The 17,942-nt window shown below is 63.6% G+C and carries 17 protein-coding genes; 5 read left to right on the plus strand and 12 right to left on the minus strand.

Translation table 11 applies throughout. The features are described from left to right. Positions 1–45: 45 nt before the first annotated feature. From EFB14_RS26720 to EFB14_RS26775, 12 genes are all read right to left on the minus strand, one after another. A complete protein-coding gene (locus EFB14_RS26720) occupies positions 46–459 on the minus strand; it encodes a hypothetical protein (protein ID WP_125848237.1) in 414 nt (137 codons plus the stop codon). Between the two features lies 1 nt (position 460). Next, on the minus strand, positions 461–2,065 hold the full coding sequence (locus EFB14_RS26725) for a putative PEP-binding protein (RefSeq protein ID WP_126829525.1): 1,605 nt from the start codon (positions 2,063–2,065) through the stop codon (positions 461–463). After that, positions 2,049–2,393: an HPr family phosphocarrier protein gene (locus EFB14_RS26730; protein WP_126829526.1), complete on the minus strand. Its 345-nt coding sequence runs from the start codon at positions 2,391–2,393 to the stop codon at positions 2,049–2,051. Before EFB14_RS26730 ends, EFB14_RS26725 begins: the two co-directional genes overlap by 17 nt. Further along, entirely contained in the window at positions 2,393–2,791 is a 399-nt protein-coding gene (dhaM, locus tag EFB14_RS26735; protein ID WP_064806193.1) for a dihydroxyacetone kinase phosphoryl donor subunit DhaM, read from the minus strand. The genes EFB14_RS26730 and dhaM overlap by 1 nt, the downstream gene beginning before the upstream one ends. A gap of 14 nt (positions 2,792–2,805) precedes the next feature. Beyond that, positions 2,806–3,426: a dihydroxyacetone kinase subunit DhaL gene (gene dhaL, locus EFB14_RS26740; protein WP_126829527.1), complete on the minus strand. Its 621-nt coding sequence runs from the start codon at positions 3,424–3,426 to the stop codon at positions 2,806–2,808. Positions 3,427–3,473: 47 nt separating this feature from the next. Next, complete coding sequence (locus EFB14_RS26745) at positions 3,474–5,114, minus strand: dihydroxyacetone kinase subunit DhaK (protein WP_126829528.1); 1,641 nt, start codon at positions 5,112–5,114, stop codon at positions 3,474–3,476. A gap of 53 nt (positions 5,115–5,167) precedes the next feature. Then, positions 5,168–6,175, minus strand: a complete 1,008-nt coding sequence (locus tag EFB14_RS26750) for an ABC transporter ATP-binding protein (protein ID WP_126829529.1) — start codon at positions 6,173–6,175, stop codon at positions 5,168–5,170. After that, the gene (locus tag EFB14_RS26755; protein WP_125848222.1) at positions 6,168–7,265 is read right to left on the minus strand and encodes an ABC transporter ATP-binding protein; all 1,098 of its coding nucleotides are present in this window, start codon (positions 7,263–7,265) and stop codon (positions 6,168–6,170) included. The genes EFB14_RS26750 and EFB14_RS26755 overlap by 8 nt, the downstream gene beginning before the upstream one ends. Positions 7,266–7,268: 3 nt before the next feature. Continuing rightward, positions 7,269–7,487 (minus strand): hypothetical protein, encoded by a 219-nt coding sequence (locus EFB14_RS26760; protein WP_125848220.1) that lies wholly within the window; start codon positions 7,485–7,487, stop codon positions 7,269–7,271. Then, positions 7,484–8,437 carry a carbohydrate ABC transporter permease gene (locus EFB14_RS26765; protein ID WP_126829530.1) on the minus strand — a complete coding sequence of 318 codons (954 nt, stop codon included), beginning with the start codon at positions 8,435–8,437 and terminating at the stop codon, positions 7,484–7,486. The genes EFB14_RS26760 and EFB14_RS26765 overlap by 4 nt, the downstream gene beginning before the upstream one ends. Then, the gene (locus EFB14_RS26770; RefSeq protein WP_126829531.1) at positions 8,434–9,402 is read right to left on the minus strand and encodes a carbohydrate ABC transporter permease; all 969 of its coding nucleotides are present in this window, start codon (positions 9,400–9,402) and stop codon (positions 8,434–8,436) included. The genes EFB14_RS26765 and EFB14_RS26770 overlap by 4 nt, the downstream gene beginning before the upstream one ends. Positions 9,403–9,521: 119 nt before the next feature. Beyond that, positions 9,522–10,847 (minus strand): ABC transporter substrate-binding protein, encoded by a 1,326-nt coding sequence (locus tag EFB14_RS26775; RefSeq protein WP_126829532.1) that lies wholly within the window; start codon positions 10,845–10,847, stop codon positions 9,522–9,524. A 520-nt stretch (positions 10,848–11,367) separates the two neighbouring features. On the opposite strand from EFB14_RS26775, the gene EFB14_RS26785 reads away from it, so the two are divergent. The 5 genes from EFB14_RS26785 to EFB14_RS26805 all read left to right on the plus strand — a co-directional run bounded on the left by EFB14_RS26785 (position 11,368) and on the right by EFB14_RS26805 (position 17,929). Continuing rightward, complete coding sequence (locus EFB14_RS26785; RefSeq protein WP_126829533.1) at positions 11,368–12,813, plus strand: MFS transporter; 1,446 nt, start codon at positions 11,368–11,370, stop codon at positions 12,811–12,813. Between the two features lie 131 nt (positions 12,814–12,944). Continuing rightward, entirely contained in the window at positions 12,945–14,009 is a 1,065-nt protein-coding gene (locus EFB14_RS26790) for a sensor histidine kinase (RefSeq protein WP_126829534.1), read from the plus strand. A 280-nt stretch (positions 14,010–14,289) separates the two neighbouring features. Continuing rightward, positions 14,290–14,841 (plus strand): DUF924 family protein, encoded by a 552-nt coding sequence (locus EFB14_RS26795; RefSeq protein WP_126829535.1) that lies wholly within the window; start codon positions 14,290–14,292, stop codon positions 14,839–14,841. Between the two features lie 179 nt (positions 14,842–15,020). Further along, positions 15,021–17,549 (plus strand): mechanosensitive ion channel family protein, encoded by a 2,529-nt coding sequence (locus EFB14_RS26800; RefSeq protein ID WP_126829536.1) that lies wholly within the window; start codon positions 15,021–15,023, stop codon positions 17,547–17,549. Positions 17,550–17,662: 113 nt separating this feature from the next. Further along, on the plus strand, positions 17,663–17,929 hold the full coding sequence (locus EFB14_RS26805; protein WP_126829537.1) for a hypothetical protein: 267 nt from the start codon (positions 17,663–17,665) through the stop codon (positions 17,927–17,929). Positions 17,930–17,942 lie beyond the last annotated feature (13 nt).

The raw sequence follows: 17,942 nt of genomic DNA on the forward strand, positions 1-17,942 counted from the left end.
CCCCTCCCAAGGCCAAGCATTACGTTACGTCAACCTGCTCACCACTCAGGGCTCACTCGCCCCTGAAATCGCGACGATCTTCTGCACCAGATCGGAGATCGCCTCTTCGAGCAGGCGGTTTTTCCGGTCGTCGCCGAAATCAGGCACCATCAGCGACAGGTGCCGCAATTTCTCGGAATGGCCGAGATCCGGCAGCTTGCCGGGATGGGCGGCCTGATAGGCTTCGAGAAAGCGCTCTTCCTCAGTGGCGCTGAAATGGCAGACGCGGACGATCGTTGCGAGATGGCGCGCCGGCAGCGGCGTCGCATAGGTCGGGCTGGTGATTTGGGTGACGAAGCTGCGGTGTTTGCCAAGCGCAGTCGCCAGGCGCTGGCGCGTGCCCGATGGCCTATTGTCGATGATCTGCGCCAGAATGGACTTGTAGGCGATAATGGCGTCTTCGGTGTCTTCGCGCGCCATTCTATTCTCCGGCTGCCTTCGTGCCATCGGCATTGAGACCGATGATTGCCGATCTTATAGCGGGACGCCGGGCCGGCGCCACGGAAAAATGCCGGAGGCCGGCGGCAAGCAGCCCCGGCAGATAATGCGGGTCACCGGCCATATCGCCGCAGATGCTGACGGGCTTGCCGGCGGCAAGCTTCACCGCCTGGGCAATCAGCCGGAGCACGGCGGGCGCTGCGTTGCCGGCATCGGCGTCGATGGCATCACGGGCGGATGCGGCAAGGTATTGTGTGAGATCGTTGGTTCCGAACGAGAAGAACGCCACTGAGCCGAAGGTATCGAGCATCAGAGCTGCAGCCGGCACCTCCACCATCATGCCGATCGGCGGCATCCGGTGGGGCAGGGCGCGGCGGCCGAGCCTTTCGGCTTCGTCACGGAACAGCTCGCGCATTCTGTCGACTTCCTCGGGAAAGGTCACCATCGGCAGCATCACCGAAAGCTTGCCGTAGACGGCGGCGCGCAGCAGGGCGCGGGCCTGCACACGGGCGATTTCCGGCCGGGCAAGCAGCAGCCGGATGCCGCGCAGGCCCGGGTCGAGAGCCGGCAGGTCTTCCAGGCCGGCGAGCGGCTTGTCGCCGCCGATATCGAGCATTCTTATGATTACCGGCTTTTCGCCCGCCTGTTCCAGCACGCGGCGATAGATCGCCAGCTGCCGTTCCTCATTGGCGGCATCGGCGAGCGAGGTGACCGAGAATTCCGAGCGCATCAGGCCGACGCCCGCTGTGGCCGGATCGAGCGCATCGATCTCGGCGGGATCGTTGATGTTGATGGAGATGAGGATCGACACGCCATCGGCCGTGCGCAACTCGCCGCTTACGGTTTGCGTGTCGCCGGCAGGCGCTTGTGCGGGTGCAAGCGGCGGGATCAGCATGCCGCCCGCTTTCAGGATGACGGCGCCGGCGTCGCCATCGACGCTGACAGGATCACCCTCCGCTACCGAAAAACGGCCTGTGCCGACCACCATCGGCACCGATTTCGCCCGGGCGAGCAGGGCGACGTGGCCGGCGGTGCTGCCCGCAAATAGCGCGATGCCGCCGCCCTTCGACCAGTCATGGGCGAGAAAACGGCTCGGTTCCATGTCCTTGCCGACGAAGACCGAGCCGGGTGGAAAATCGGCGATCGGGGTGCCGGCCAGCGCGCCGAGCACGCGGTTCTTGATGTCGAGAATATCGACGGCGCGCGCCCGCATCGGCTCTTCGTCGGCCGCTTCGAGTTCGCCGATATAGGCGTCGAGGGTGGCGACCCAGGCAAAGACCACGTTTTCGTCCGCCTGCATGCGTGCGCCCGTCGCCTCCGCAATCGTCGGATCGCGCAAAACTTCGATCTGGAAATCGATGATATCGCGGCTTTCGGCGTCGGCGTCCTCGGCAAGGCGTTCGAGTTCGCCGATCGAGATATCGATCGCCTTTTCCAGTGCGCCGAATCCGCCGGCAGCTTGAGGCGCGGGTGTGCCGTCCGACCGCTCGGCAGCGGAAGGAGCTTTCGGCTCCTCCGCAAGAAAGGCCGGGCCCGATGTGATGCCCGGGGATGCGCTCTTTGCTTTCAGCCTAAGCGGTTCGGCCATGTTTCTTTTCCTCATCGAAGTTGCGCTCGATGAGTTCCTTCAGCGCGCGGATCGCCTCTTCGGCGAGAATTCCGTCGGCGCGGATCCGGAGGATCGACCCTTTGCGGATTCTCGCGCCCATGATCTTGATGATGCTTTTGCCGTTCAGCCAGACGTCGCTGCCGTTGACGGCGACCTCGATCGAGCAGGGGAAGGACTTGGCAAGCCGCGTGAAGGTGACGGAGGGGCGGGCATGCAGCCCGACACCGTGTTTGACTTCCACCTCCGTCTGGCAGTTCACATGCAATGGACCAGGCTCCTGTTTTTCAATCCGCAATCCTGTTGTCATCAGGGGGACAGTTCCTCGGCTGTAGCGACGACCTTGGCCAATGATGCGCCCCCTGACGCTTCAGCGGCAGCGATGACGGCGCCCTCGACCAAAGGCGCGTTGCAGATGGAGACGAGCGCCGAACGGGGAAGACCCAGCATCTCGATCGCCATCTCGCTGTTGGTTTCGGCGCCGCCGAGATCGACGAAGACGGCGACACCGGCATCGGACCAAGCGGCTTCGATCGCTCTCAGGATGCCGCCGGCATCGGTGCCGAGTTCGCCGTGGACGTTGCCGCCCGACCAGGCGAGCGGCACGCAGTCGCCGACCATCTGGCGCACCATGTCGGCGATGCCCCTTGCCACCAGCGGCGAGTGGGAGACGATCACGATCCCCACGTTTGCGGTCTTTGCAGTCATGTCGGTCCTTGCATTCATTGGGGGCGGTGCTCCCCGAGATAGCGGCAGATCGCCGTGGTCAGCAGCGCGCAGCTCGACGCGCCGGGATCGACATGGCCGATCGAACGGTCGCCGAGATAGGCGGCGCGCCCGCGCATCGCCTTCATCGCGGCGGTCTTGTTGGCGGAGCGTTCGGCCTTGCGGGCGATGTCGCCGAGTGGTGACCGCTTCGCCAATGCGGCATGCACGGGATAGAGCACGTCGAGCAGCGTCTTGTCGCCGGCATGGGCGCGTCCGCGTCTTGCCACTGCGTCGATCGCCTGTTTCAGCACCTGCGAAAAATCGGCCTTCTCCTCGCTCTTGCGAAGCTCGCGGCCGATCTCCATCAGCAACGTGCCGTAGAGCGGGCCGGCAGCACCGCCAACATTCATCACCAGCGTCAGGCCGATCTTTTCCACGGCATCGGGGAAGGGCAGGCTGGACAGGCTCTCGCCCTCGGCGCTTACCGCCTCGCAGCCGCGCCGCATGTTGGTTCCGTGATCGCCATCGCCGATGGCGCGATCGAGCGCGCAGAGGTGATCGGTATTGTCAGCGATCGTCGCGCGGCACACCTCGATCAATCCTGCAACAAGCATCGGTTCCGCCTGCACTGCCATCCTCCCTGTCGCCGCGTCTCCCGCGCGGCTCTCAAACTTTACGCCGGTCAGGCGAGGCTTGCCACCACGCCGAACGCGCCGGCAACCGCGACCGCACCGGGATCGGCAACGCCCGCCAGATCCCTTTCTCCGACATAGGAGGCGCGTCCGGCTCTCGCCTTCGTCATCGTCTTCGTCGACTCCGCACCCGCTGCCGCTGCCTTGGCCGCTGCGGCGACATCGCCGGATGCGAGCGCCTGCAGGGCAGGTGAGAGCGCATCGACCATCGTCCGGTCGCCGACTACGGCTCCTCCATAGAACGTCATCCTGTCGAGCCCGGCAAGAAGGGCTGCCGATATATCGGCCTTGTCGGCCATGGCCTTTGCCGCCGCAGTGAAGAAGATCGACAACAGCACGCCGCTCGATCCGCCCATGCTGGTGCCGAGGATATCGCCGAGCGCGGCGAGCGTTGCCGCCGGCCGGTCGAGCGGCAGCATGTCCAAGCGGGCAAGCACGCTGCGGGCGCCCGTCGCCACGGTCGAGCCGGTATCGCCGTCGCCGACGCGGCCATCCAGCCGATTGAGTTGGCTTTCCTGCGAAATCAGATGCTCGCAGAGCGCCGTGATCAGGCGACGGTTGCGGGTGTTTTCACCGGCCACGGCCGCGCCGTTCAAACCGGCCGATGTTTTCGGTGCCGCGATGATCTGAATCTCATGGCGTTCGACGGCCGGCATCCAGGCATGTGGCTCGACCGCCGCCGTCAGCGCCGCCTCGCGCGCGTCGTCCAGCCGGATCAGCGATAGCGAGAAGCCGTTCATGTTGAGCGCGGTCATCATCGGCGCCGGGCCGATGATCAGGCGGATACGGCGGCCAAGCGGCGAGGACAGCACGGCATTGGCGATCACAGTCATTTCGAGCGGCGGCACGGCGCCGAGATTGTTGATGAGGAGGGCATGGCTTGCCCCTTCGCGCAGCGTCGGCGACAGGCGCGCCACCATGGTGGCGACGATATCGGCGACCGGCTGCAGCGTGATCCGCTCGACGCCCGGCTCGCCATGGATGCCGAGGCCGAGTTCGCCTTCGTTTTTGCCGAGACGGTCCTCATGTGCCTGGCCGGGAACGCTGCAGGTGGAGAGAGACATGCCAAGCGAGACGATGTCGCCGGCGGCTGCCGCGGCATAGGCTGCGACCGTCTTCAGGTCCTCGTCCTTTTCGGCGTGATAGCCTGCGATCTTGTGGACGAACAGCGTGCCGGCGACGCCGCGCGGCTGGTTGATGCCGGGGATGGCAATGTCGTCGGCGACGATGACCATCTCGACATCGAAGCCTTCGGCGCGCGCCTTTTCGGCGGCGAGGCCGAAATTCAGGCGGTCGCCAGTATAGTTCTTGACGATCAGCAGGGCGCCCTTCGGGCCTGCAACGGCACGGATCGCCGTCAGCACGGCATCGACGCTCGGCGAGGCGAAGATCTCGCCGGAGACGGCCGCCGTCAGCATGCCCTTACCGACGAAGCCGGCATGGGAGGGTTCATGGCCGGCGCCGCCGCCTGAGATGATCGCCACCTTCGACTTGTCCCAATCCGCGCGCAGGATCACCTTGATGTCGGGAAAGCTGTCGAGGCGGGCGAGACGACCGCTGCTGCTCGTCAGAAGCAGACCGTCCAGAGCTTCGGTAACGATGGTTTCCCTGCGGTTGAAAAAGTGTTTCATCGATTGAGACCCGTCTGTTTGTTTTTCATGCCGTCGTCATGTGTGTTTGCCGGTCAGGACAGGCGCTGTCCAGCCGCATCGAAATAAAGCGGATCGCGCAGCGTCAGGCTGATCCGGTCGCCCGGCGCGATCGCCAGATATGGATCTGCAAGTGTGACGAGCTTGTGATTGCCGGCTCTGATATGCAGATGGTTCTGGTCGCCGAGATGCTCGATCCAGTCGATCTCGGCATTGGCATCCTTGCCGACAATAATGTCGAGATGTTCGGTGCGGGCGCCGACGGTTTTCGTGCCGGTCGGCGGACGGCCGCCGGGAAGCAGGTCCGCCGGCAGAAGGTTGATATGCGGCTGGCCGAGGCGGGCGGCGACATGCAGGTTGGCGGGATTGCCGTAGATTTCGCGCGGCGTTCCCACCTGCATCAACCGGCCCTCGGCGACGATGCCGATGCGGTCGGCCATGGTCATGGCTTCCACCTGGTCGTGGGTGACATAGAGCAGTGTCGAGCCCAATTCCTTCTGGATGCGCTTCAGTTCCAGGCGCAGTTCCGCGCGCAGCTTGGCATCGAGCGAGGAGAGCGGCTCGTCCATCAGATAGATCGCCGGCCGGCGCACCAGCGCACGACCGATCGCGACACGCTGCATCTCGCCGCCGGAAAGCCTGGTCGAGCGATTCTCGAGTTTATGGTCGATCCGGACCATGCGCGCGACCTCGCGCACGCGCCGATCGATTTCCTCCGCACTCAGCTTGCGCACCGGCGCCTTCAGCGGGAAGGCGAGGTTCTCGTAAACCGTCATGTGCGGATAGAGCGAATATTGCTGGAAGACGAAGGCGACGTCGCGCTCGGCCGGGGCTTCGGCTGCGACATTGCGGCCGCCGATCTCGATACGGCCGCTATCCGGCCTTTCCAAGCCGGCGATCAGCCGCAGTGTCGTGGTCTTGCCGGCGCCTGTGGGACCGAGCAGCACGACGAATTCGCCGTCGCGGATCGAGAGATCGAGATCGGCCAAGGCCTGGGTATCGCCGAAGCGCTTGGCGAGGTTCCTGAGGACGACATCAGCCATGCCGGGTCTCCTGATAGAGCTGGGATGGCACCGCGCGGCCCGACGTGCAGTCGAAGAGCGCGAGTTTCGCCGGGTTGAATTCCAGGCCGACCGTCTCGCCGATCCGGAAGCTGCGATTGGCGGGAACGCGGGCCTTGATTAGGCCGCCCTGGGTTTCCACGGCGACGACCTGGTTGGTGCCGAGATATTCGCTGCCATAGACGGCGCCGCGAAGGGGCGATGCGTCGCTGAAGCGGATATGCTCGGGCCGCACGCCGAGCGCCAGTTCGCTCTCGGCCACGTCCTGATGGATCTCGGGAACGGCGACATCGACGCCGTCGAGCAGGATGGATGTGTCGCCGTTTTTCAGGCCCGAGGTGAAGCGCATGAAGTTCATCGGCGGCGAGCCGATGAAATCGGCGACATACATGGTCGCGGGCTTGGCATAGATTTCCTGCGGCGTGCCGAACTGCTCGATGACGCCATGGTTCATGACGGCGATCTTGTCGGCCATCGCCATCGCCTCGTGCTGGTCATGGGTGACGTAGACGGTGGTGGCATGGATGCGGTTGTGCAGTTCGCGCAGCTCGTGGACCATGACTTCGCGGAACTCGGCGTCGAGCGTGCCGAGCGGCTCATCCATCAGGAAGCATTTCGGGCGCCGGACGATGGCGCGGCCGAGCGCCACACGCTGCCGGTCGCCGCCGGCAAGGCCGGAGACCGAGCGGTTGAGAATATGGTCGATCTGCAGCAGCCGGGCGGTCTCCTCCACGCGCTGACGGATTTCGGCCTTGGGCATGCCCTGCGACAGCAAGGGGAAGCCGATATTCTTGCGCACGTTCATATGCGGGTAGAGCGCGAAGAGCTGGAAGACGAAGGCGATGTCGCGGGCGCTGGCGCGGTTGAAGGTGACGTCCTCGCCGTCGAGATAGATCTTGCCGCTCGACGGCAGTTCGAGGCCGGCGATCATGCGAAGCGTCGTCGTCTTGCCGCAGCCTGATGGACCGAGCAGCGCCAGGAACTCGCCGTCATGGACGGTGAAGCTCGAATCCTGAACGGCGACGAAGCTGCCGAATTCCTTGCGGAGATTTTCAATCCGGATATCGGCCATGGCTCACTCCGGGAATTTCGAAACGATGATGAACATGACGGTGCCTGCAAGCAGGGTGACCAGCGAATAGGTGTAGAGCACCAGCAGGAAGGGCTGGAACAGCATCAGGAAGCCGAGCCCGATCAGCACGGTGGCGATGGCCTCCATCGGGCCACGCCGCAAGAAGAAGGGCCGTTTCGGACGGGCAGGGGTGCGGGTGCGTGTTTCGATCAGATGGCTCATTTGCGGACGGCTCCGAAAGTGATGCCGCGCAGCAGCTGTTTGCGCAGGAGAATGGTGAAGACGAGGATCGGGATCAGGAAGATCGTGGTGCCGGCGGCAACCGCCGGCCAGTCCTGCCCGCCTTCGCCGATGATCGTCGGAATGAAGGGCGGCGCGGTCTGGGCCTCGCCCGAGGTCAGCAGGGCGGCGAAGGCATATTCGTTCCAGGCGAAGATCAGGCAGAAGATCGCGGTCGCAGCGATGCCGGTCGTTGCCTGCGGCAGCACGACCTTGCGGAAGGCTTGGAGCCTCGTATAGCCGTCGATCATCGCCGCTTCCTCGTATTCGCGCGGGATCTCGTCGATGAAGCCCTTGAGCAGCCAGACGGCGAGCGAGACGTTTACGGCGGTATAGAGCAGGATCATGCCCAAGGCCGTGTCCGACAGGCCGAGCTCGCGATACATCAGGTAGATCGGGATGGCGACGGCGATCGGCGGCATCATGCGCGTCGACAGGATGAAGAACAGCAGGTCGTCGGCGAGCGGCACCTTGAAGCGGGAAAAGCCGTAGGCTGCGAGCGTGCCGAGGAAGACCGCGAGGAAGGTGGAGCCGAAGGCGATGACCAGCGAATTGACGAAGCGCGGCACGAAATTCGACGGGCCTGCTATCACCATGTTGCGCTTGCGCGTCACCTCATCGCAGGTGCCGACCGGCGCCGGCAGCGAGGCGATATAATCGGGCGTCTGCCGGGTGCGCGTCGTGAACAGGTTGCAATAGCCCTCGAGCGACGGGGTAAAGACGATCTTGGGGGGATAGCTGATCGAATCCGGCGGCGACTTGATGCTGGTCAGGAAGATCCAGACGAGCGGGATGAGGGTGATCAGCGCGTAAAGCACGACGATGGTGCCGGCGATGCGCTTGCTGGACAGGCTCGGTTCGACGACCGAATGGGCTGAGTTGGCGGCGCTCATCGTTGCTTCACCTTGTTCAATGCCTTGACGTAGATGTTGGCGAGGCCGAACACCGCGACAAAGAGGATGATGGCGAAGGCCGAGGCCCGGCCGGTCGCCCAGCTTTCGAAGGCGGCGCGTTTCAGCGTGATCGAGGCGACTTCGGTGACCGAGCCCGGTCCGCCGCCGGTGAGCAGCGTCACCATGTCGAACATCTTGAAATTCTCGATGCCGCGGAAGAGCACGGCGAGCATGATGAAGGGCAGGGCCATCGGCACCGTGATCGACCAGAACTGGCGCCAGGGCGAAGCGCGGTCGACCTCGGCCGCCTCGTAGATATAATCGGGGATCGAGCGTAGGCCGGCGAGGCAGATCAGCATCACATAGGGCGTCCACATCCAGGTATCGACGATGATGATCGCCCAGGGTGCCAGAGAGACGTTGCCGAGCATCTGGATATCCGATGTCGGAATGCCAGAGACCAGCGACACGGCATAGGCGAAGAGGCCGATCTGCGGCTCGTAGAGAAAGCGCCAGAAATTGCCGACCACGGCGGGCGACAGCATCATCGGGATCAGGATGATCGTCGTCCAGAAGGCATGGCCGCGAAACTTGCGGTCGATCAGGTAGGCCAGCGTAAAGCCGATCACCGTCTGCAGCAGGATCGTCCAGAAGACGAAATGGGCGGTGGTCTGCATCGCTTGCCAGATATCGGGATCGTTGAGGACGCGCTCGTAATTTCCAAATCCGACACCCTGGACCGGCGCATTCGGCCGGTTGGCGCGGTAATTGGTGAAGGAGAGATAGACTGCCCAGATGAGCGGGAAGATGTTGATCGCCAAGAGCAGGGTGATGGCTGGCGCGATGAACAGCCAGGCGATCGCCCTGTCGGAGAGGCCGCGGACGCGCCGGGCGACCGAGAGCGGCGTTGCCCTTGCTGTCGCGTCGGCTGCCTTCTCGACGATGGAGGAATGGGAAATGGTCAAGTCTTCACCCGGTCTTTTAGGATATGAGAGATCCGGCGGCCCGGCTCGTTTGCCGATCCGGGCCGCCATCCTGGCGAGGATGGCGCGCAGAGGGATGCCGCCCGTCCCGTCGTCCGGCACTAGATCTTGCCGTCGTCCTTGAAGACGTCGCTCCAGTCCTTCACCAGGCCATCGAGCGCTTCCTTGGCGGTGCCGTTGCCGGCGACCACGTAGTTATGGACGCGCTTCTGCATGGCCTGCAGCAGCGAAGCATAACTCGGCTCGGCCCAGAAGTCCTTGACGATCGCCATCGAGTCCAGGAAGGCCTGGGCATAGGGCTGGCTCTTGGCGAAATCAGGCGCGTTGACGACCGAATTCAGGCAGGAGAAACCGCCGAGTTCCCACCATTTGGCCTGCACGTCCGGCTGGGCGAACCATTTGATGTATTGCAGGGCGGCGTCGCGCTTGTCGGAATAGGAAACCACCGAGATGCCTTGGCCGCCGAGCTGGGCGAAATGCGCCTTTTCCGCCGGATTCGGGAAGAAGCCGATCCTGTCGCCGCCGACCTTCTCGTCCTTGTAGAGGCCGGGCCAGGTGAAGGCGAAGTTCATCTGCATGGCGACCTGGCCGGATTTGAAGGCGTCGGCGGATTCGACCATGTAGACGTTGGAGCTGCCGGGCGGGGTGCAGCAATCATAGAGGGATTTGTAGAATTCGAGGCCCTTGACCGCGTCGGCCGAGTTGACGAAGCCCTCCATGTCATAAGGCTTCTTCGGGTTCTCGTACTGGAAGCCCCAGTCGTAGAGGACGTTGGTCACGCCCATGGTGATGCCTTCGGAGCCGCGCTCGGTATAGATCGAGGCGCCATAGACGGTTTTGCCGTCGATCTGACGCTTCTGGAAGAACTCGGCGATCTGCTTCAGCTCGTCATAGGTCTTCGGGGCCGCGAGATCGTGGCCGTATTTCGCCTTGAATTCCTTCTGCAGTTCCGGCTTCTCGAACCAGTCCTTGCGGTAGGTCCAGCCGACGACGTCGCCCATGGCCGGCAGCGCCCAGTAGTTCGGCGTGTTCTTCGGCCATTCCGAGTAGCCGACGACCGTCGCCGGCACGAAGTCATCCATCTTGATGCCTTCCTTGTCGAAGAAGTCGTTGAGCTTGACATAGTGGCCGTTTTCGGCGGAGCCGCCGATCCACTGGCTGTCGCCGATGATGAGATCGCAGAGCTTGCCGTGGGAGTTCAGCTCGTTGAGGAAGCGGTCGGCATAACTCGTCCAGGGAACGAATTCGAACTTCATCTGCGTGCCGGTCTTGGCGGTGAAGTCCTTCGACAGCTCGACGAGGGCATTGGCGGGGTCCCATGCGGCCCAGCACAGCGTCAGTTCATCGGCTTTGGCGAGATTGGGCAATGCCGACGACATCACAAACGCCGTGGCCAGCCCCAAAAGGGCTTTCGATGTTTTCTGCATAAGTTCCTCCCAGAACTAATGCCGGCTCCCCGCCGGCGTCGCATGTTCACCCATTTCAGAGAATGCTCACATGAACTCCTCATTCATCATGTTTAGCAATATGTTTAGTGATAGCTTTTTTTATAAACATTGCAAGTGACAATCGTTGCTGCAGTGCACAGGTGTTTCGACTGTCTCCAGGAGCGGTCTTTCGGGCGATCCCGGAATTTTCGTTCGCAAGCGTACCGATACGGCGAAATCTGGCCTCGCTGCGGGAGGGCTCGCAGGATATGGACCTCCACGCCGCTCCTGTTTTCCCGGAGCGGTTCAAACTTGGCCTCGCTTCGGTGGGGCCTTTTTCTTAAGTGGGGCGGGCCGCATCGGGAATATTCCGTCGCAGTGCGAGATTTAGCCTTTCCGGCCTGATGCAACGGGCGTATTCAGCCAGTGCGCGGTTTGTCCGCGCCTCCCGCGGCAGACCTCCGATCACCTTCCTTCCCGTTTCCCTGCCGCGACATCCGGAATTTCCATTGGCAGATCGATGACCACGGCAGAGACGAGCGAGCAGGGGCAAGAGGCGGCGGGCGGCCGCCAGGCGAAGATCGTGGCGCTGGTCGTTGCCGTTTCCTTCTTCATGCAGATCCTCGACGGCACGATCGTCGCCACGTCGTTGCCGCAGATGGCGGCGAGCTTCAGCGTGCAGCCGGTATCGATGAGCATCGGCATCACCGTCTACATGCTGACGATGGCCGCCTTCATTCCGCTGTCGGGCTGGCTCGGCGACCGGTTCGGCGCTCGGCGCGTCTTCCTGACGTCAATCGCAGTCTTCACGGTTGCCTCGCTGTTCTGCGCATTCTCCGGCAGCCTCGCGGAATTCGTGCTCTGGCGCGCCGTCCAGGGGGCGGGCAGCGCGCTGATGACGCCGGTCGGGCGCATCATCGTGCTGAAGAACGCCCGCAAGTCCGAACTCGTCCAGGCGATCGCGCTGATCACCTGGCCGGCGCTGACCGCGCCCGTCATCGGCCCGGTGCTCGGCGGCTTCATTACCACTTATGCCAGCTGGCACTGGAATTTCCTGATCAATATCCCGATCGGCGTCATCGGCATGGGGCTGGTGCTGCGCTTCGTGCCCGAGCAACGCGAGTCCGATCCCGGCAGCCTGGATATCCTCGGTTTCATTCTGAGTGCGGCAGGGCTGACCTTCCTGCTTGCCGCCCTGGAACTCTCGGTCAAATGGCAGGGCGGGCTTCTGCCTGTTATGGCGATGCTAGCGGCGGGGATCGTGCTGTCTTTCCTGGCGACGCGGCACTTCCTTGCCGTCGACAATCCGCTGCTCGATCTCTCCGCCTTCCGCGTGCAGACCTTCTCGATGTCGACGCTCTCGGCGGGCACGGCCTGCCGGACGGCGATCAATGCGACGCCGTTCCTGCTGCCCCTCCTGTTTCAACTCGGCTTCGGGCTGAGCTCGATTGCCGCCGGCGCCTATCTGCTGGTCTATTTCCTCGGCAATCTCGGCATGAAGACGGTGACGACGCCGCTCCTGCGCCTTTTCGGCTTCCGTACGGTGTTGGTGCTGAACGGGTTGATCGCCGCGTTTTCGATCCTCGCCTGCGGTTTCCTTTCGCCTGGCACGCCGCAGTTTTTCATCCATGCGCTGCTTTTTGTCGCCGGCCTGTCGCGGTCGATGGAGTTCACGGCGCTCAACACGCTATCCTTTGCCGATATCGGCCCGGCGCAGCGAAGCTCTGCCTCGACGCTATCGAGCATGCTGCAGCAGGTGTCGATGCTACTCGGCGTCGCCGTGGCCGCGGCCGTGCTCAATATTTCTTCGGCCTTGAGAGGCGCCGACAATCCCGTTCTTGCCGATTTCCGCTGGGCCTTCGTCGTGGTCGGCGCAATCGGTGTCGCCTCGTCGCTACGCTTCCTGCAATTGCCGGCGGAGGCGGGCGCCGAAGTCTCTGGCTACGGGAAATTCCGCCGGAATTAGCATCGCCCGCCGAACCCATTGGGCAGTGGCGGTGAGGGTGAGCAAGAAGCGCGGTTTACCTCAAGCGGCCAATGCAATACCACATTGCCATGCGGACGACTCGGACGCTTGTGAGAACGCCGGGAGACGGAATGAGCGAATCTAACGTCGATGCGGACGGCCTGATCCACATCCTTTATGTCGACGACGACGAGGAGCTGGCCCTGCTGATGCAGAAGAACCTCGGCCGGCGCGGCTTTTCGGTCGAGTGGGCGCAGAGCGGCGCTGCCGGCCTTGCGCGGCTCGGCGAGGGCGGCATCGACGCCGTCGTGCTCGATCATCTCCTTGCCGGCGAGACCGGCCTCGACATCCTGCCCTGCATCACTGCGATGCCGGACCGTCCGCCTGTCATCTACGCCACCGGTTCGGACGATACCGGCATCGCGGTCGCGGCGCTGAAGGCGGGCGCCGACGATTATATGCTCAAGGGGATCTCGCCCGACTATTTCGACCTGCTCGCCGCCGCGCTCGAACAGGCGCTGGAGCGGGCGCGCTACCGCCGCGAGACGGCGCAGGCGCAAGAGGTGATCCGCCAGCAGCGCGACCTCGCCGAAATGCTGCTTGCCGAAGTCAACCACCGCATCGCCAACAGCCTCGGCCTCGTCGGCGCGCTGATCCGCATGCAGTCCTCGATGACCAAAGACCAGGTGGCGATCGACGCGCTGCACGAAACGCAGATGCGCATCAACGCCATCGCCAGCGTGCACCGCCGGCTCTACACCAACCGGCAGGTCGGCTCGGTGCAGGTCGACGAATATCTGGACAGCCTGCTCACCGAGCTCGAAGCCTCGATGCGCGACGACAAGCGGCCGCACCGCATCGTGCTTGCCGCCCAGCCGGTCAATCTGGCGACCGACAAGGTGATCACGCTCGGCCTGATCGTCAGCGAACTCGTCACCAACGCTTTCAAATATGCCTATCCCGACGGCGTGCCGGGCGAGATCCGTGTCATCGTCGATCAGGCCGACGAGGCGCTGCGCGTCATCGTCGAGGATGACGGCGCCGGTTTCGAGCCGTCGAGCCCCGCCAGGGGAACAGGCCTCGGCACACGCATCCTGACGGCGATGGCCGCGAGTTTGAAATCGGATGTCGCTTATGATCCCGGGCATGACGGGACGAGGGCGACGCTGGTGTTTTCGTTGCAGGAGGGGAAGTAAGGGCTAGGAGCGATAGGGCCGGGAGGCAAAAATGAAGAGTGTGCCGAGTGGCCCCCTCATCCGGCTGCCGCCACCGACCGGGGTCGAGCCGCGGGTCTCGACCCGTCCTTCGGACCCCCGAGGGTAGAAGGGATTCGCGGCGGCGCCTCATTCCCCCTTCGCCCCAGCGGGGAGAAGGTGCCGGCAGGCGGATGAGGGGGCTGCAACCACGGTGTTATCTTTTTCCTACAATAGCTTACCAACATAACATCATTCAACCTCACGCCAGGGAAGGGGAAACATGACGACGATCCGTGCGCCTCGTGAAGTCTATGATTTCTGGTTTGTCCGATGCGGCCGGGAGCTGTGGTTTCGCCCGCCGCCGGAGCTTGACGTCGAGATCCGCAGCACCTTTCGGGATACGCATCTGGCGCTTGCCGCAGGTGTCAGCGACGAATGGCGCGCCGATCCGGTGTGCCGGCTGGCGGCTGTCATCGTGCTCGACCAGTTTCCCCGCAACATCTATCGCGGCACGGCGCTTGCCGTTGCGACCGACGGGCTGGCGCTTCGGGAGGCCAAGCTTGCGCTTGCATCCGGCGCCGACCGGGCGGTCGAGCCCGCCTGCCGCACCTTCTTCTACCTGCCGTTCGAACACGCCGAAAACCTCGACGAGCAGGATCGTTCGGTGGCATTGTTCACGGAGCTCGGCGACGAGGAATATCTCGACTATGCGATCCGCCACCGCGAGGTGATCGCCGCCTACGGCCGCTTTCCTCACCGCAATGCCATGCTTGGGCGGGAGTCGACGGCGGCCGAGCGCGACTATCTCTCCAGGCCCGGCGCCGGTTTCTGAGCGCTTCCCATGCATGCTTCTCAAAACCCGACAGAGGTTGGAGAAGCTGGACAATGACCAAATGGCATATGGAACAAGTACGATGCGACGCGCTTTAGAGACTTTCCGCCTTTGTGTCGCCTTTCTTTGCTATGAAAAGCAGGCATTCTAACCCGACGACAACCTTTCCGGAGGCTCTTTTGCGACTGAGGTCCGTCCTGCTTCGCACCATTCTTCTCGTGACGCTGGCGCTCGCCGGCGCGCATTTCGAGAATGCCCTAGCGCAGGAACAGCAGCCGCAGGCGGCAGCGCCGGCGCCGCTCGCCGAAACGCCCTCCAATCAGGCGGCGAAGGAGATCGAGAAGGCGAAGACCCAGCTTGCCTCGCTGACGGATAGCGTCAAGGGCAATGCCGACAATGACGATGCGCTGGTCGGGCTTGCGACCAAGGCCGACGAGCTCAGCCGCGCCGTCATCACCATATCGGTCAATCTCAGGCCGCGTTTCGACCAGATCAAGAACCGGCTTACCGAAATCGGCGATCCCCCGAAGGAAGGGCAGCCGGCCGAGGCGCAGATCGTCACGGACGAGCGCAACGCGCTTGCCGCTGAGCGTGCGCAGATCAACGCGGTGACCGGTGACGCCGAAAATCTGTCGATCGCGGTGACGAAGCTCCTTAACGAAATCATCGAGATGCGGCGGCAGCTTTTCGCCGACACACTGTTCAAGCGCACCGAGATCTCCGTCTCGGTACTTGACGATGCAGTGGGGGCCTTCGTGCACGAGGTCAGCGAATTCTCGCAGGCCTTGTCGAGCTGGACCTCTTTCGTCTGGAAGTTCAAGCGGTTTCCGCTCTTTGCCGCGATCTTCCTGTCGCTTGCCTCGGCGCTCATCCTGGTGTCCGGCAGCTACCGGCTGTTCGGCTCTTATCTGCTGCGGGACGAGGCGATCGAAAACCCATCCTATATCGGCCGGCTGTCGATCGCCTTCTGGTCGACGCTGATCCGCACGCTGGCTCTATCGGTCCTGCTCGTCACGTCGTTCTTCTTCCTCAACAGTTTCAACGTTCTGCGGCCCGACATCGCGCCCATCATCGGCGCCTTGTTCGCAGCGATCGGGCTCGTCTATTTCGTCGGCCGCTTCGTCAACGCCATCTTCGCGCCGAACGAACCGCATTGGCGCCTCGTTCGGCTTTCCAATCTTGGTGCGCGATCGATCGGCTATTGCCTGCTGGCGATGGCCGTCGTCAATGCGCTCGATTATCTCTTCGGCACGATCGGCGAGGCGATGGGCTCGCCGCTGGTGCTGACCGTGGTCAGAAGCCTGATCGCGGCGCTGATCATTGGCATGATCCTGATCGTGGCCTCCTTCGGCAAACCGATGCTGGCGAGGAACGGCGATCCCGACGCGCCGGGCCGGCATTGGCCGCGCGGCATGGCGATCATCCTGCGCGTCGTCGGCGCCGGCCTGATCGTCTCGGCGCTGACGGGCTATGTCGGGCTCGCCCGCTTCGTCGCGACACAGCTCATCATCACCGGTGCTGTTGTCGCCACCATGTATGTCGGCCTGCTCTCCGGCAAGGCGATATCGCGGCAGGAGATGTTCGGCGACACCTTCTTCGCACGCTTCCTGACGCGCCGCTTCAATCTAGGGCCGGTGGCGATCGACCAGGCGGGCCTGCTCGTCGGCCTTGCCATCTATGCCGTGGCGCTGCTCGTCGGTATCCCGCTGATCCTGCTGCTCTGGGGCTTCCATGTGCAGGACCTGCAGCTCATCGCCTACCGGCTGTTCACGGAGGTCAGGCTCGGCGGCATCAGCATCTCGCTGCTCGGCATCTGCACCGGCATCCTGCTCTTTGCCGGCGTCTACCTCTTGACGCGCTGGCTGCAGCGCTGGCTGGACGGCAATGTGATGGCGCGAAGCCATGTCGATCTCGGCGTGCGCAATTCGGTCAAGACGGGTATCGGCTATCTCGGCGTCGGCATTGCCGCGATCATCGGCGTTTCGGCGGCCGGCATCGATCTGTCGAGCTTCGCGCTTGTCGCCTCGGCCCTTTCGGTCGGTATCGGTTTCGGCCTGCAGAACATCGTCTCCAACTTCGTCTCCGGCCTGATCCTGCTCGTCGAGCGGCCGTTCAAGGTCGGCGACCATGTCGTCTCAGGCACGGCCGAAGGCATCGTCAAGCGCATTTCGGTCCGCGCCACCGAGATCGAGACCTTCCGCAAGCAGTCGATCATCGTGCCGAATTCGGAGCTGATCAACGGCCTTGTCGGCAACTGGACGCACCGCAACAGGATCGGCCGCTCGGAAATCCCGGTTTCCGTGAGCTACGATGCCGATCCGCAGAAGGTGATGGATATCCTGCTGGAACTGACGGCGAAGATTCCGCTCGTCATGCGCAATCCCGAGCCGCATGTCGAATTCCTGCGCTTCGGTCCGTATTCGCTGGATTTCGAGCTGCGCTTCTTCCTGGCCGACATGGGCGACGGCATGACGGTGCGCAACAATCTGAGGATCGAGATCCTTCGGCGCTTCAAGGCCGAGGGCATCGAGATCCCGCTGCCGCAGAGCGATCTCACCATCCATCGGGAGGCTCCTCCCGTGCTTGCCGGTGCGGGCAGGGACAAGGCGCCCAGCCAGGAAAATCCAAAGGATACGCCCGTGGAGGAGGACGAGCGGCCGGTGCGGCAGCTGCGCAGCCGGACCGCGGAGGGCAGTCTGAAGAGCTGAACGGGTCATTCAGCCATCATTCACAGGTCTATGTGCATCATCCCTGACAATCGGGATCGCTGCCGAGGGCAGCACCGGTCGTTCGAGGGGAGGGCGCGTTAGCGCCGCCGCACATGATGGCAAGATTTGCCGCCGTTCTGCTTGTCCCGCTGCTTGCCGCGCCGGCGGCCCATGCGGCATCCATCACCAACACCGATCCGGCCGCCGTGGTGCTCGTCATCACCGAGAGCGGCCAGCGCGTCGAGGTCGTGGTCGATGCCGGCGCTTCGGAAAGCCTCTGCCCCTCCGGCTGCTTCATGACGACGCCCGACGGCGACCGCATCGGGCTGGACGGCGGCGAAACCATCGACATCGTCAAGGGCTCGGCCATCGTCAAGTAGCCCCGGCTGTCGC

It is taken from the genome of Rhizobium fabae (assembly GCF_003985135.1).
Lineage (GTDB): Bacteria > Pseudomonadota > Alphaproteobacteria > Rhizobiales > Rhizobiaceae > Rhizobium > Rhizobium pisi.

Excerpts from the sequence above, each read along its gene's own strand:
- EFB14_RS26720 (WP_125848237.1), bottom strand. The coding sequence starts at position 459 with ATGGCGCGCGAAGACACCGAAGACGCCATTATCGCCTACAAGTCCATT.
- EFB14_RS26725 (WP_126829525.1), bottom strand. The coding sequence starts at position 2,065 with ATGGCCGAACCGCTTAGGCTGAAAGCAAAGAGCGCATCCCCGGGCATC.
- EFB14_RS26730 (WP_126829526.1), bottom strand. The coding sequence starts at position 2,393 with ATGACAACAGGATTGCGGATTGAAAAACAGGAGCCTGGTCCATTGCAT.
- dhaM (WP_064806193.1), bottom strand. The coding sequence starts at position 2,791 with ATGACTGCAAAGACCGCAAACGTGGGGATCGTGATCGTCTCCCACTCG.
- dhaL (WP_126829527.1), bottom strand. The coding sequence starts at position 3,426 with ATGGCAGTGCAGGCGGAACCGATGCTTGTTGCAGGATTGATCGAGGTG.
- EFB14_RS26745 (WP_126829528.1), bottom strand. The coding sequence starts at position 5,114 with ATGAAACACTTTTTCAACCGCAGGGAAACCATCGTTACCGAAGCTCTG.
- EFB14_RS26750 (WP_126829529.1), bottom strand. The coding sequence starts at position 6,175 with ATGGCTGATGTCGTCCTCAGGAACCTCGCCAAGCGCTTCGGCGATACC.
- EFB14_RS26755 (WP_125848222.1), bottom strand. The coding sequence starts at position 7,265 with ATGGCCGATATCCGGATTGAAAATCTCCGCAAGGAATTCGGCAGCTTC.
- EFB14_RS26760 (WP_125848220.1), bottom strand. The coding sequence starts at position 7,487 with ATGAGCCATCTGATCGAAACACGCACCCGCACCCCTGCCCGTCCGAAA.
- EFB14_RS26765 (WP_126829530.1), bottom strand. The coding sequence starts at position 8,437 with ATGAGCGCCGCCAACTCAGCCCATTCGGTCGTCGAACCGAGCCTGTCC.
- EFB14_RS26775 (WP_126829532.1), bottom strand. The coding sequence starts at position 10,847 with ATGCAGAAAACATCGAAAGCCCTTTTGGGGCTGGCCACGGCGTTTGTG.
- EFB14_RS26785 (WP_126829533.1), top strand. The coding sequence starts at position 11,368 with ATGACCACGGCAGAGACGAGCGAGCAGGGGCAAGAGGCGGCGGGCGGC.
- EFB14_RS26790 (WP_126829534.1), top strand. The coding sequence starts at position 12,945 with ATGAGCGAATCTAACGTCGATGCGGACGGCCTGATCCACATCCTTTAT.
- EFB14_RS26795 (WP_126829535.1), top strand. The coding sequence starts at position 14,290 with ATGACGACGATCCGTGCGCCTCGTGAAGTCTATGATTTCTGGTTTGTC.
- EFB14_RS26805 (WP_126829537.1), top strand. The coding sequence starts at position 17,663 with ATGATGGCAAGATTTGCCGCCGTTCTGCTTGTCCCGCTGCTTGCCGCG.